Source organism: Labrenzia sp. R5_0, from assembly GCF_017743835.1.
Lineage (GTDB): Bacteria > Pseudomonadota > Alphaproteobacteria > Rhizobiales > Stappiaceae > Roseibium > Roseibium algicola.
On the sequence record NZ_JAGHRK010000006.1, the window covers coordinates 81162 to 95086 of the forward strand.

The 13925-nt window shown below is 59.3% G+C and carries 15 protein-coding genes; 11 read left to right on the forward strand and 4 right to left on the reverse strand.

What is annotated here, in order from left to right; all coding sequences use genetic code 11:
- Positions 1–243: 243 nt before the first annotated feature.
- Positions 244–1683 (reverse strand): helix-turn-helix transcriptional regulator, encoded by a 1440-nt coding sequence (locus tag J7447_RS25650; protein ID WP_023003698.1) that lies wholly within the window; start codon positions 1681–1683, stop codon positions 244–246.
- A 131-nt stretch (positions 1684–1814) separates the two neighbouring features.
- On the opposite strand from J7447_RS25650, the gene J7447_RS25655 reads away from it, so the two are divergent.
- Entirely contained in the window at positions 1815–2117 is a 303-nt protein-coding gene (locus J7447_RS25655; protein WP_077291702.1) for a LuxR C-terminal-related transcriptional regulator, read from the forward strand.
- A 276-nt stretch (positions 2118–2393) separates the two neighbouring features.
- Here J7447_RS25655 and J7447_RS25660 read toward each other — a convergent pair whose 3' ends face one another.
- Entirely contained in the window at positions 2394–3332 is a 939-nt protein-coding gene (locus tag J7447_RS25660) for a LysR substrate-binding domain-containing protein (protein ID WP_031270575.1), read from the reverse strand.
- A gap of 228 nt (positions 3333–3560) precedes the next feature.
- Positions 3561–4364 (reverse strand): creatininase family protein, encoded by an 804-nt coding sequence (locus J7447_RS25665; RefSeq protein ID WP_062486929.1) that lies wholly within the window; start codon positions 4362–4364, stop codon positions 3561–3563.
- Between the two features lie 172 nt (positions 4365–4536).
- Here J7447_RS25665 and J7447_RS25670 point away from each other — a divergent pair, with 172 nt between their 5' ends.
- The 6 genes from J7447_RS25670 to J7447_RS25695 all read left to right on the forward strand — a co-directional run bounded on the left by J7447_RS25670 (position 4537) and on the right by J7447_RS25695 (position 10105).
- The gene (locus tag J7447_RS25670) at positions 4537–5532 is read left to right on the forward strand and encodes a putative metalloprotease CJM1_0395 family protein (protein ID WP_209171391.1); all 996 of its coding nucleotides are present in this window, start codon (positions 4537–4539) and stop codon (positions 5530–5532) included.
- A gap of 178 nt (positions 5533–5710) precedes the next feature.
- The gene (locus tag J7447_RS25675) at positions 5711–6871 is read left to right on the forward strand and encodes an MFS transporter (protein WP_209171392.1); all 1161 of its coding nucleotides are present in this window, start codon (positions 5711–5713) and stop codon (positions 6869–6871) included.
- Positions 6872–6920: 49 nt separating this feature from the next.
- Positions 6921–7709, forward strand: a complete 789-nt coding sequence (locus tag J7447_RS25680) for an ABC transporter ATP-binding protein (protein ID WP_209171393.1) — start codon at positions 6921–6923, stop codon at positions 7707–7709.
- Between the two features lie 226 nt (positions 7710–7935).
- A complete protein-coding gene (locus J7447_RS25685) occupies positions 7936–8478 on the forward strand; it encodes a MarR family transcriptional regulator (RefSeq protein WP_062486938.1) in 543 nt (180 codons plus the stop codon).
- Positions 8479–8627: 149 nt separating this feature from the next.
- Complete coding sequence (locus tag J7447_RS25690) at positions 8628–8867, forward strand: hypothetical protein (protein ID WP_209171394.1); 240 nt, start codon at positions 8628–8630, stop codon at positions 8865–8867.
- A 257-nt stretch (positions 8868–9124) separates the two neighbouring features.
- The gene (locus J7447_RS25695; RefSeq protein WP_209171395.1) at positions 9125–10105 is read left to right on the forward strand and encodes a hypothetical protein; all 981 of its coding nucleotides are present in this window, start codon (positions 9125–9127) and stop codon (positions 10103–10105) included.
- A 25-nt stretch (positions 10106–10130) separates the two neighbouring features.
- Here the strand turns inward: J7447_RS25695 and J7447_RS25700 are convergent, their stop codons facing one another.
- A complete protein-coding gene (locus J7447_RS25700; RefSeq protein WP_209171396.1) occupies positions 10131–11009 on the reverse strand; it encodes a LysR family transcriptional regulator in 879 nt (292 codons plus the stop codon).
- 117 nt (positions 11010–11126) lie between these two features.
- Between J7447_RS25700 and J7447_RS25705 the strand changes: the two genes are divergently transcribed.
- The 4 genes from J7447_RS25705 to J7447_RS25720 are packed head-to-tail and all read left to right on the forward strand — an operon-like array spanning position 11127 to position 13636.
- Positions 11127–11516 (forward strand): glyoxalase, encoded by a 390-nt coding sequence (locus J7447_RS25705; RefSeq protein ID WP_209171397.1) that lies wholly within the window; start codon positions 11127–11129, stop codon positions 11514–11516.
- 1 nt (position 11517) lies between these two features.
- Positions 11518–12189 (forward strand): SDR family oxidoreductase, encoded by a 672-nt coding sequence (locus J7447_RS25710; RefSeq protein WP_209171398.1) that lies wholly within the window; start codon positions 11518–11520, stop codon positions 12187–12189.
- 20 nt (positions 12190–12209) lie between these two features.
- The gene (locus J7447_RS25715; protein WP_209171399.1) at positions 12210–13301 is read left to right on the forward strand and encodes an alkene reductase; all 1092 of its coding nucleotides are present in this window, start codon (positions 12210–12212) and stop codon (positions 13299–13301) included.
- Positions 13298–13636 (forward strand): hypothetical protein, encoded by a 339-nt coding sequence (locus J7447_RS25720; protein WP_209171400.1) that lies wholly within the window; start codon positions 13298–13300, stop codon positions 13634–13636. The genes J7447_RS25715 and J7447_RS25720 overlap by 4 nt, the downstream gene beginning before the upstream one ends.
- The last annotated feature ends 289 nt before the right edge of the window (positions 13637–13925 follow it).

A 13925-nucleotide genomic window follows, 5' to 3' on the forward strand; every position in this document is an offset into this window, starting at 1 on the left:
GGTTGGTCCATTCTGCTGAAATCTGCCCACCCACTGCCTCATCCTGAGGAAGCGCCTTGGCGCTGTCTCGAAGGATGGGCGGCATATTCTGGGCAAGCGGCCCATCCTTCGAGACGGACCTGACGGTCCTCCTCAGGATGAGGGGGAAGTTGGTTGGGCTGAACTGAGTCGCGCTAACATAAGCTGAGCAAACCTGTATTGAGCTGCTTGCAGCGTGTCCGGCAAGCCTCTGAAATTTCACACCTAATCAGCCGCCTTCACCCGATATGGCACAATGCCGCGCTGGCCTGAATCGATGAAAGGTTCCTTGTCGACAGCCGGGAAGGCGCGCTGGTCGCAATTGTCCCTCGGGCAGATGCGGCAGTTGACGCCAATGGGCTCGGGCGAGGAGATCTCGTCGACCGCAAGCCCGTCGGCATAGACGACCGCATCGGCATATTGCACCTCGCAGCCGATACCAAGCGCGTAGCGGCGCTCGCCGCTGCGGTAGTCCGGCTGGTGCTTGGTGATGCTGGTCGCCACGCAAAGATAGCGTACTCCGTCAGGCATCTGGGCGACCTGCGAGGTGAACTTGTTGGAGTTCTGTTCAAAGGCCTGATGGACGTTCCAGCGCGGGCAGGAGCCGCCGAAGCGGGCGAACTGGAACCGGGTTGCGCTGTGGCGTTTGACGACGTTGCCGGCCCGGTCGATCTTCACGAAGTAGAACGGCAGACCTTTGGCGCCGGGGCGTTGCAGGGTCGACAGACGGTGGCAGACGGTCTCGATACTGGCGTCCAGCCGGTTGGACAGAAGCTGGATGTCGTGCCGGGTTTCCGCAGCGGTTTTCAGGAAGTCGTCATAGGCCAGGATCAAGGCGCCCGCGAAATAGTTCCGCAAGGCCAACCGCGCGATGCTTTCCGCCGACTTGGTCTTGAACCTTGCCTTGGTGACCTCTTCCGAAATGAGGTCCCGGACACACAGTTCGGCGACGACTGACCCAAGCAGGAAGCTCTTGGTCGATTGCGGAATGGCACTGTAGAGCGCGATGGTGCGGGCGAAATCGTCCTGACGGATCAACGTGCCTCGATAGTCCGGAAATTCCGTGACTGATATACCGAAGCGTTCCTGAAGCCAGGTGGTCAGGGCGGTGAACTTCGAAGGGGCTTTCGAAAGTCCGATCTCCAGCGAGAGCTTCTCCGCGGCCCGGTCGATGCTGTCGACGTAATTGTCCATGTAGTGGAAATAGTCGCGGACCTCTTCATAAGCGGATTTCCGAGGTCCGGGACCGCTTTCCGGACTGCCGCCGAGCTGGACCAGATCGTCCTCGTTCGCTTCCCGGTCGTGATAGGTCCGCAGCGCGCCGTAAAGATCCATGATCGCCTTGGTGACGCCTGGTGCCCGAGTGACCAGTTCATGCACTTCCTGCCGGCCGACGGAAGCCGTCAGAAACTGGGTGTCGGCGAAAATTTCCTGAAGATCCTGCACCACCCGGTCGAGGTCGTTCTGCTCGAAAGCCGACAGATCGACGCCAAAGATCCTGTTAATCGTTAGCAACACCGAGGCGGTGACCGGGCGGTTGTTGTTTTCGATCTGGTTCACATAGGCGGTGGAAAGGCCGATTTTCTTTGCAAACTCCACCTGGGAAAGGCCGAAATCCGAGCGGATTTGCCTCAACGTGTGGCCGGAATAGAGTTTTTTGCTCACGCTTGGCACCCTTCAGGATCAAATTGCAAAACTTTAACATTATGCAGTATGCATTTTAACATTTTACAATAGCCGGATAATCATGAAAAGTCCTGCCACCACGGAGGAATACAAACCCAAGGAACATAGTGATGACCGCTCATTTCGCCTTGCCGACAAGTTCCGCAGTCAATGGTAGCGCCGGCCCGTTCGCCGCAGGCATCCGTTGGCCGATCAACCTCACCGACCTGGTGACGCCGCGCCAGCTGGAAATCATGGTGAAGCTGTGCGAAGGCAAGGTGAACAAGCAGATTGCCTATGAGCTGGACGTGTCGATTGCGACCGTCAAAGCGCATATCCGCAATGCGATCACTCGTCTCGGGGCGAAAAATCGCACCAATGCGGTTGCCATCGTCGCTGCCAACAGCGCGATTTTCCAGAACGCAGCCGCCTGATCTGGTGACAGACCAGTCTTCCGGACATCCAGCCAGAAACTTGTGGGTGTCCGGAGGTGGGTCAAACTGAAATACCGGTGCAGCCAGCTCGACTTTGTTTGATCAGGCGTGCGTCTGACAGATTGTGCAAGCCCCATCGACCGCGGCATAACGCGAGAAAATAACCGCGAACCGCAGCCTGTTTGACGGCGAGACCGCCGTCAGTCGCTCGCATTTCGTCGAAAACCTGCTCCCCGACACCACTGAACTTACGAGCCGGACGTTTCCGGCAAACTATCAGGCTGTCCGCTTGATCATGGATGTGCGGATGCTTTCCACCTCCGCGGCGAGGAAGTCGCAAAAGTCCTTGGCGACAATGGAAATCGGCCGGTGGGTCGGTGTGAGGATCGACAGGCTGTTCTGAATGCGCGGCCGGAACGGACGAAAGACGATCATGGGCGGGCCCATGCCGAGCCGACCTTTTTCCTGCGCGTTGTAGGCCGTGATCATGTCGCACATCAGGGCGCAGAGGCCTGCTTCGACGAAGCGGAGCCCAAGCCAGGCCGTCTGAAGTTCGAAGCGCTGGTTGAAACGAACTCCGGCATCGCGAAAACGGGCGAGTGTCTGCCGGTGGCTGCGATGTTCTGAATGAAGCAGCGCCAGCGGATATCCATCCAGTTCAGTCGGGGTAATGACTTCCTTCGAGGCCAGGGGATCGGTCGCGGGGATCGCGCACATGCATTCCAGGTCGAAGTCGATCTGGTCGAAGGAATTTCGGGCTCTCGGTGTTTCTGCAAATCCGATATCGAATTGCTGCGCGGCGATCAGTTCCTCGATTTCGGCTGACGTTCTGCTGGCCAGGGCAACCTTGACGCTTGGCTTGTCGGCAATGAACTTCGACAGGCTGTTGGGCAGGAAATCGGCCGTCGCTTCCGGTATGCCTGCGACCCGCAGTTGGCCGTGTTCCCGGTTGGCGAGACCGCGCAGGGTGCGCTTGGAAATTTCCAGCCGCTTGAGAATGGCTTCCGCTTCTTCCAGGAAGAATTCCGCTTCCGGTGTCGGAACCAGACGGCCTTGCTCGCGAACGAACAGTTTCAATTCCAGTTCGGTTTCAAGACCCGCGATTGTGGAGCTGACTGCAGGTTGCGTCCGGCCAAGCGTACGCGCGGCTTCAGAAATCGAGCCACTTCGCATGACCTCTCGAAAGGTCGCCAGTTGTCGAATAGAAAGATTCATGGTTCTGCGAGAACCGCCCTCTCAAATCTCCACCTTTATTAATGTGTCGCCTAAACAGGTGCAGGTCAACACATGCAGAGAATTGTTGTGTATTCTTGTGGGTTTAGCTGAATAAACGCGAATAATACCTGCTTCGATTCCGTAATATTGCTATATTACGAAATCGAATGCTTCCCTTTGCGTAAGCTCAAGCCGTCCCGGCAAGCTCGGGACGATTTCCGGCTGGTCTCAAGGTGCCGGTGACCAGAGCCTTGCAAGATCGAAGTTGTTGACGTCCTCAAGCAGCTCGATAAAGCCGCGTGCTGCGTGATCGAGCGATTGCCGACCCTTTTCAGCCGTGGCCAGCGAGGCGTTGCCGAGCGCGCCCGTTACGTTTAGGTCCTGCGCCTTCCATCCGTATTGGGCTTTGCCGTGGCCACGCAGATGCTTGAATTCCTGCAGATAGGTTTGCTGTTCCGACGGAAAATCGGTGGCAAGCTCCATGCGGACAAGATCAGGACGCAGATGTAACATCAGTGATGTTTCGATGTCGCCGCCATGTATGCCGTAGGTGAATTCCGCGTCGGCATACAGCCCGTCGGGCTGACCGAACCGCAGCCAGTTGGTGGCGGTGACGAACATGTCATGTTTCACGCGTAGCTCCCGCGCCACGATATCCAGAACAGGAACGTTGCCGCCGTGGGAATTGATCAGCACAAGTTTGCGAATTCCGGCACGAGCGACGCTCTCACCCAGCTCTAGCCAGGCACGTGTGACCGTGTCCCAGGCCAGGGTCAATGTGCCGGGTGAAGAGATGTGTTCGTCCGATTTGCCGACGGCCTGTACGGGTAGGAAAGTGACAGGCAGACCAGTGGGCAGAAGCTCGAGTACCCGCTTGACCTGACCTTCTGCAATCGTCGTGTCCGTCGACAGTGGCAAATGCGGGCCGTGCTGTTCGATGGCCGCAACGGGAAGAACCGCGATCCAGTCTTCAACTCCTTGCGACTGAAAGTCGAGGGTTGTCATGTCTTGCCAATACGGCTTGGGCAGCATGGATCCGTTCCGCTTTGAAGATACGTCACTTTCTCCTTTGCATAGCGTGTCCGGGCAGGCAAGAGGCGGCAGAAGAACGGCCATTGAGCGAGTGGGTCTTCACGAACTTATGATGCCGGATTCTTAACCGGTGTTTAGAATTTGCTGACGCCTTTTTGGGACAATCCGCGCCATGATCGGCGCAATCCTGTCAAATACGCCGGCAACGATCCTGAGAGGAAGCGGTGTCGCGGCTGAACGCGATCCTGGTTCTGGGGAAAATACCCAGGGCCGGGACCAGGCTTCTGCGCGCGCGAGCCAGGCAAGTGCCCAGGCAATCTCTGCCCGTGCCGGCAATACGCCGATCCTGACCGCACAAGCCGTGATCGCCCTGCAGGAAGCCGACGGTTCTGCCGATGCGCCGGGTAGATCCCGCCAGGCAACTGCACTTGGAACTCCCGAGAGCGAAGAGACCGAGACCGGAACGCCCGCAAATTCGGCGCCTGCTGGCGACAGTGCTGATGCTGAGACCGAAGCCGCCAGCGGTGGAGCTGGTCAGGCACAGGATGATGCTGCAAAGGACGAAGACCCAGATGGCGACGGCCTTGACCAGGCCGAGGAAAAGCAGGTCGACAAATTGAAACAGCGGGACCAGGAAGTCCGTGCCCATGAGCAGGCACATGCCCGTGTTGGCGGTGCTTATGCCGGGGCGCCCAGCTACACCTTTCAGCAGGGACCGGACGGCAAGCGGTATGCCATAGGGGGCGAGGTCCAGATCGATACCTCCAAGGAACGCACACCGGAAGCCACGATCCGCAAGATGCAGGTTGTCATTCGCGCTGCGACCGCACCTGCCGATCCGTCTTCTCAGGATCTGAAGGTGGCGCAGCAGGCAAGGGCCCAGATTTCCGAAGCGCAGGCAGAAGTCCGGCAGAAGAAGTCGGAAGAACTGTCCGGGGATGATGACGACGGGAATGTCAATTCCGCCTCCGGTCCCGATCTTGAGACTGTCGGTGCGGACAGCACGACTAGCCGGAACAATTCTGGCGGCTCGGATAGTGCCGAGACTGTTGGCGGAACGAGCGGGGACAGGGCCCGGGCGGAAACCGCTGCAGCCATTTCCGCCTATCAGTCCGCAGTGGAGCGGACCAATGAAATCCAGTTCCGTCTGTCCGGGCTGGCCACTTGAGCCGGCAATCCTGGTCCTGCGTAGAATCGAGGGCTGGCTGCAGGCATTTTTTCCTATCGCGGAAGCTGGTTTAAGGCGCTGCTCATTTCACCCGGAATGATGCTTGTCAGGCCGGCACTCGCGTGACAGAAAGACGGCTCCCTTTCGGGCGCTCGCCCTCCCAGAAAATGTTAGCTCCATGTCAGTTTCAATTCAGCGCCAAGCCATTGCCGCGCGTCGTGTCGTTTCGGCGATCTTCTTCATGTGCGGAACCAGTATCGGTACGTGGGCATCACGAATTCCCAATATCAAGTCTGCAACCGGGCTCGATGAAAGCGGCTTCGGCATTCTTCTGCTTGTCATGGCTTGCGGTGCGTTTGTCGCCTTTCCCATAACCGGAATGCTGATCGACCGCCTGGGCGCGGCCCCCATGACAAAGTTGCTGGCGGTCGCCAACATCATCAGTTTCGTTCTGATCGGTCTTTCGCCCAACGTGGCCTTGCTGACAGCGGCATTGTTCCTGGCAGGGCTGAGCATTGGTGCGCTGGATATTTCCATGAACGGCTGGGGTGCTGAAGTGGAAAAGGCGCTGGAGCGTCCGATCATGTCCTCCTATCACGGGCTGTACAGCCTGGGTGCGGGGGTTGCCGCCCTGGCCGGCGGGCTTGCGATCATGGCGGATCTCAGCGTGCTGTCGCATTTTGTCCTGTGGGGCATCGTCGCGGCGCCATTCCTTGTCTGGTATTGGCGCCAATCCTGGCCGCAGTCCAAGACGGAAAACGAAGATGGCAGCAAGGCACCGCTTTTCGCTCTGCCCAAGGGGGCTCTGGTGCTGGTCGGGCTGATGGCGCTGGTGGCAGCGCTGGGCGAGGGCGCAGTAACGGACTGGGCCGCGCTCTATCAGATAGAGGATCTTGGCATTGCCGAGTCGATCGCGCCCGCCGCTTTCACGATTTTCTCTATCGCCATGGTGATCATGCGCCTGTCCGGTGACAAGGTGATCGCCCGCTTCGGGCCCGTGCCGACCGCGCGGGTCAGCGGTATCGTCGCGCTGCTCGGGTGCATCCTGCTGGTCTCCGGCGCAGGTCTGTGGTCTGTGTGGGCCGGCTGTTTCGTGATGGGCCTAGGGTATGCGGTGCTGTTTCCGCTGGCCATGTCGCGGGCAGCCAGTGATCCGCACATGTCGAAAGGGGCTGCCCTTGCGGCCGTTGCGACACTTGGCTATGGAGCTTTTCTGTTCGGTCCGCCGCTGCTGGGCTTTGTTGGCGACTATCTCTCGCTGAGAGCGTCGTTCATCACCGTTGCGGTGCTGACGGTTGCCATTCCGCTGCTTGCAGGGGCGCTCAAGGTCAAGGACTGACGGGCACTGTGGAGACGGTTCACATAACGGGAACGCTGGAAGCGATCACATGACTTCACACAAAAAGGCCCCCGTCGTCGTATCCCTGAACGGTATCGGCAAGGTTTTCGAAAACGGCACGACCGCGCTCGACGATTTCTCCCTGGATGTGCGTGAAGGTGAATTCGTGTCCCTGCTTGGGCCATCCGGGTGCGGCAAGTCGAGTGCGCTCAGGATCATCGCCGGATTGTCAGATCCCAGCACGGGCACCGTTTCCTGGCCGGCGGAGCGAAGCGGGCAGGAGGAACATGAGCTCGGGTTCGTGTTCCAGGAGCCGACCCTGATGCCGTGGGCAACGGTTTTTGCCAATGTCTGGTTGCCACTGCGGTTAAAGGGCGTATCTCGCCAGGCTGCCCGGGACAGGGTGATGGAAGCACTTGCGACCGTCGGACTGGCCGACTTTGCCGAAGACTTTCCCCGTCAGTTATCCGGCGGCATGAAGATGCGGGTCTCGATTGCCCGGGCGCTTGTCACCCGGCCAAAAGTTCTTCTGATGGATGAACCCTTTGCCGCGCTTGATGAAATCACCCGGTTCAAGCTTAACAACGACCTGCTGCACCTGCAGAAGACCTTCGGCTGGACCGTGCTTTTCGTGACGCATTCGGTATTCGAATCCGTCTATCTCTCCAGTCGCATCGTGGTGATGGCCGCCCGGCCAGGCCGGGTGATACGCGAGATGGAAATCGACGCGCCTTACCCGCGAGACGACAGTTTCCGGACTTCCGCCGAATACAGTCAATATTGCCGCGAGGTTTCCGATGCGCTGCATGGCGCACTGGAGCCGGCTGACGCGCTTTGAAAAGGCGTAGATGTCCATGGTAATGGTCTGTATCACCGTTCGACAGAGGCACGTCAGCGGTCGGTACATCAAAAGTTAGCTGGATAACAGGCGCCAAGTCTGCGCAGTCTCAGTAAAATCGACTTTTCCCGGGCGAGTGTCATTTGACGGTTAAATACTCCCGCTAGGGTTCCGCCGCATCATAGATGAACGTGATTCGAGTTGATTGGAAGACGGGGTTGCTGCGATGGCTTTTAATTACAAGAAAAGCATAACGTTTCGGCTGGTTCAGGCGGCGAAGGCGCAGCGGGCCCGGTCCGGGGCGCATCTCATGCGAATCGGGCTGCACCCCGGCCAGGAACTGGTGCTGAAGGTTCTGGCAGATACGGACGGGCGCACAATGAGCCAGCTGGCTCTCGCGCTCGGTGTGCAGCCGCCCACCGTCACCAAGATGGTGACCCGGCTTTCCAGTCAGGGATATGTTCGCCGCCAGGTTTCCGACACGGACGGCCGTCTTGCCCGCGTTTATCTGACCGATGTCGGCCGTGAACTGGTGCTGTCGGTGGACAAGGCTTGGAAGCGTCTGGAACGGGAAGCCATGTCCGGTCTGGAGGACAAGGACCGCAAGAAACTGCGGAAGCTGCTGCGGCAGGTGGAGAAGAACCTGTCGATTTCCGTCGACGACGACCCGGAACACGAGGCCGATTTCGACACAGACGGCGATGAAGTCGCGGAAGCCGAAGCCAAGGAAAAAGACAAGGCCAAGGAGAAGGAACTTTCAGTGGCCTGATCCGCGTCTGGCTCCCGAAACTCCCGTCAGCCGCCAGATGGCACCATGTGCAGGGCGGCCGGGAAAGATTACAAATCCGTCATTTGAAAAGGGGCGTTGTGCTTCTTACCTCCGTCGCAGCCAGACTGGCACATACGGAGGATGCACACATGCAACTGAGGTATCGGACGATAAACGAGGACCGCGGTGCCCGCCGGGCAGCAGAGCTGCGAGACCGGTTCCGGCACGTGTCGGATGCTTCCATCAACCACCCGCAATTCGGATTGAGACACGGTGCGCAAGCCCGCACCTGGAGCGAGGTCAAATCCCGTCAGTCTCAATTTCAGGAGGTCATGGCCTGGAGCGTGCTGGCGGTGGTGATGGTCTTCATCGGATTGATGATGCTCTAGACATCGCTGCCATCCTGGCTTGAAACCCACCGGTGACGCTTCGGACAAAGCGGCGCCGGCACGAGATGAACACGCGGCGAACGGCTGGACCGTTCGCCGCTTTTTTGTGTCTACCGGCCATGGCCCATCTGGGGGATGCAGGGCTCAGGTCTCCGGCGCTAGAGCATTCGCGTATCACAAACGGTTGATCCGGCTTATGAAGATTGTCGAGGACGTCGCAAGCAACCGCTGTCGTCAACAGCAACTGGGGGAATGTCATGAGTGCCACGATGACTGGCGGGAGAAAGAATTGGCTCGGGCAATCCACAGCCGTCAGGCGCGGCAAAGCTGCCCGGCTCTCTGCGACGCTGGATCACGGCAAAACCCTCCGGCCTTTCCTGGCATTCATTGTTCTCCTTGCCGGAACAGGTTCAGCGGCAACCGCGCAGACGCCTGATCCCGAACCGAAATTGCCGGCGGGTCTTGAAGCCGAGATTGCGTCTTGCAAGGCGGATCCAGCGAACCGGATCGGCGGCGCCGCGATTGGCGAGTGCCTGGAGGACCGGGCTGCGGAACGGCGGGCGGAACTGGACCGCAGACGCGAAAAACTCGCTGAACGGCTCTGCAATCCCGCGCATACGAAACAGCTGTTTGAAGGTGGAAAAACCTGGGAGGCGCTGCGCCAGAGCGAATGCGGATTGCTTGGCAAGCTCCCGGGAAATACCGCGTCCTATATCAACATGGCGTCCTGCGAGATGACGCTGGCACTTCAGCAAAGCGAGGCGCTGGCTTTACTGGAGGATTTTGCCAATCCGTGGTGCCCTTCCTACGAACTGGTCGAAGACGCAAGCCGGAAGGGCGAGCCGGTGCCAGGCGAAGCAGTCGAGATTGTGGGCAGCTCCCTGTCGTGGACATTCGAGCCCACGCCAGACGCCCGGATCGTCGTGTCGGACAGTGTGTCCGGAGAGGTTGTTCCACTCGATATCTCTGGCTGCTCGTTTTGTTCGGGTGATGCGGACAATTGCGAGCAGGATGGTATCTACACCATGCGCGAAGACCCGGAACGTCCGCTTTTTGTCGCGGTTTGCCACAAGGGCGCACATTCCCAGCGTCTGACCCTGTTCGACCCGGTTGTCCGGGGCGCTGAACCCGTCGTCGAGAGTACGGGCGAATATTTCATCGAATGGCAGATTCAAAAGGGACGGCTGGAGTACCGGCCGGACGGGGCTGGGGGAGGAGTCTGGCCCGAATACGACTGACCAATCGCTGTCGGCTGGACTGCCTTCATTTGAACGCAGTTTCCAGTTCCTCCAGCAAGGCCTTGATCCGCCGCACCCCTGACCGGCCTTTTGGATAAACAGCCTGTAGCCCGGCGGGGGGCAGCTCGAATTCCCGCAGCAATGGCACGAGTTTGCCCGCTGCCAGGTCTTCAGCAACATCCCACTGGGACTTGCGGGCAATCCCGAACCCGGCGAGACACCAGTCGCGCACCAGCCCGCCGTCATTTGCCGTGCGCCGTCCACTGACCGGGCAGCGCACTATCTTGCCGTCGATCAGGAACTGCCAGGAATTGTCGGGCTCGGAGCCAAAACGCATCAGCAGGCAATCGTGCCGGGCAAGGTCCCGGGGATGGTGCGGACGGCCATGGCGTTCCACGTAGGACGGAGCGGCACAGACAATCCGGGCGTTGGCCGCAAGCTTGCGGACGATAAGTGTTGAATCCTTCAACTCGCCATACCGGATCGCAACGTCGTACCCCTGCGAGGCAACGTCCACGAAACCGTCACTCAGGTGAAGATCGATCGTCACGTCCGGATGAGTTTCCAGAAACCGATCCAGCACAGCCCGAAGGCGTGTTCTGCCGAGGTCAAGAGGTGCCGACAGGCGAATGGGTCCGGCCAGTCTTTCCGCGCCTAACCGGATACGGACATCCAGCTCTTCCGCCTCGGCAAGCAGGCGGCGGGCGCCGTCCAGCAGCAAACGTCCTTCCTCGGTCAGACTGAGGGCGCGCGTGCTCCGTGTCAGTAACCTGACGCCATAGTGAGCCTCAAGTGCTGCCAGCCGCTCGGACGTCGTAGCGGGGGAATAGCCCATCTCCCTGCCCGCGGAGGCAATGCCTCCCGATTCCGCAATGCGCACGAACAGTGCGAGATTGTCCATCATTATTCGAGAATTCCGAATTTAAGTTTCGGAATTGTCTCAATTATCTGGCTTTGTCGCAAGCATTAGGTTCGTGGGCAACAACGGCAGTCCGATGATTGCTGCCGGAAAGGAAACGGGATGCTGCTCGATCATATCACCATTAGAACCCACGATCTGGTGACAACACGTGCCTTCTTCCTTCGGGTCTTCGACGATCTGGAGGAGCGTCCGCGTCCACGCCCCATCCGCCAAATTCCGGGGCACTGGCTCTACTTCGGAAATGAACCGCTCATTCATCTGATCGGAATTCCTCCACACGCAGAAGAGGATCGGCAGGCGGACGGCTGGGACCATATCGGTTTCCGCCTCGAAGGTTACGGGGCTTTCCGGGCAAAGCTGGAACGGCTTGGCATTGCCTATTCTCCCATGGAGCTGCCGGAACTGGGCGAGCGTCGTCTGTTCTTCCGCACGCCCACCGGTCAGCTGATTGAAACCGTCTTTCGGGAAACCGACCAAAGGAGTGCGTGAGATGGCATTTACCCAGGAAACAAGAACCGTCGTCATTGGCGGCACATCCGGCATAGGAAGTGCTGTGGCCGATGCGCTGGAAAGCCGGCCCGGAGAGGTCTTGCGCGCAGGGCGCTCCAATGGACTGGACGTTGAAGACCCGAAAGAGGTTGCTGTCTATTTCACCGCGATCGGACCGCTTGACCATGTGGTTTTCACGGCCGGCAGCCAGGCACCGGGTGGACCCGTGTCCGGTCTTGATCTCGAGGTAGCCAAAACCGCTTTCGACACGAAATTCTGGGGTGCGGTCGCGGTGGCACAGGCTGCGGCCAAGCATGTTCGACCGGGCGGTACCATAACATTCACCAGCGGTTTTCTGGCGCGGCGAACGGTTCCCGGTACCTTTGTGAAAACCGCAATGAATGCGGCGCTGGAGGCAGGTGCCAAGGTGCTGGCGAAGGAGCTTGCTCCCGTCCGGGTTAACGTCGTCAGCCCGGGCCTTACCGATACATCCGCTTACGCCGCAATGGATCCGGCCGCCCGGACAGCCATGCTGAACAAAGCTGCAGAGACCCTCCCCGCCGGGCGGTTCGCAAGACCGGCGGATGTGGCGGCAGCCTATCTCCTTCTGATCGACAACCCTTCCATGACCGGTGCCGTGATCGATGTCGACGGCGGCGCCCTGATCAACTGACGTTTGTGAAAGGACTTTCCATGACCAGCCTGTTCGACCGATATGACCTCGGTCCCCTTGCCCTGCCGTCACGTATCGTGATGGCTCCCATGACGCGCTCGCGCAGTACGCAACCGGGCAATGTGCCCAATGACATGATGGCGGATTACTACGCCCAACGGGCAAGCGCCGGGATGATTGTCAGCGAGGCCACGCAGATCTCACCGCAGGGCCAGGGTTACAGCTTCACTCCCGGCATCCATTCGGCGGAACAGGTCGATGGCTGGCGCAAGGTGACGGACGCCGTTCACCAAAAAGGCGGACGCATGGTGTTGCAGCTCTGGCATGTCGGCCGCATGAGCCATGCCCGGTTCCAGGGTGGAGGTCAGCCGGTTGCTCCCTCGGCCATTGCCCCGGGTGCGTCCATCTGGGCAGTTGATCCGGAGACGGGGCAGGGTGGCATGATCGAATGTCCCGTTCCGCGAGCACTCACGGCTGAAGAGGTTTCTGCCATCGTCGAGGACTACCGGACAGCTGCAGCCAATGCCAGGGCAGCCGGGTTTGACGGTGTCGAGATCCATGCCGCCAATGGGTATCTGATCGACGAATTCCTGCGAACGACCTCCAATCGGCGGACGGATGCTTATGGCGGCAGTCAGGAAAACCGCATCCGGTTTGCGCGGGAAGTGGCCGAAGCCGTTTCAAAAGTCATCGGGGCGGAGCGGACCGGCATTCGCTTCTCACCCTTCATCACCCAGCGTGGCATGGACGATCCGGCCGCACCGCAGACGATCCTGAAGCTCGCCGGGGAACTGGACAAGATCGGTCTTGCCTATGTTCATCTTGCCGAAGCCGATTGGGACGACGCGCCTGAAACACCCGAAAGCTTCCGGGCTGCCTTGCGAGAGGCCTACTCCGGTACCGTCATTGTTGCCGGCGGCTATACCAAGGTGAATGCAGACCGGATCCTTGCAGATGGATATGCGGACCTCGTTGCCTTCGGTCGTCCTTTCATTGCGAACCCGGACTTTCCGCGCCGCCTGGCGGACGGAGTGCCGCTTGCCGATTTCGATGGGTCGACGCTCTTCGGTGGAGATGCCGCAGGTTACACAAGCTATCCGGTGGCAGCATGACCAACCCAATGAGCAAGGCAGAGATCGCAAAGGCGACCGACAGGGTCGGGACGCATCTGGTGTCGGAAGAAAACGGCGTGAAAGTCTGGCATCTTCGACTGGCGCCGGGAGAGACGCTGCCCGCCCACCGGCACGAGCGGCCTTATTTCTGGAGCGTCCTGACCGATGGCAAGGCGACTTCTCGTCAGGCGGATGGCCGCATTCTGGACGTGACCTACAGGGCGGGTGATACCCGGCATATGTCAGATCTGTCGCCGGATACGGCCTTCGTGCACGATCTCACCAACACGGGCGAAGCGGAACTTGTTTTCGTGACCGTCGAATTCGTTCGGTAAACGGGTTTCGGCGTCAGGACGAGTGGAATGAGGACGATACCTGTTGCTTTGCTGCGAGCACAGGATCGTCCTTTTCAGCGTCTGCGGCAGCATCAGGCGGCGTATACTTGTGCGTTTATTTTCAGCTTGAATGACGCTATAATTGTGTCCTTGGGTTCCGAAGCCTGGGAGAACGTGCGGTTGGCCGTATTTTGACCGACAAGACGCATATTCTCATCCGACCGTCGGCGGTTGACTGACGTGTCGGCTCGAAGAGACAGGCTCGATTGATTTAACGATTCTCGATACG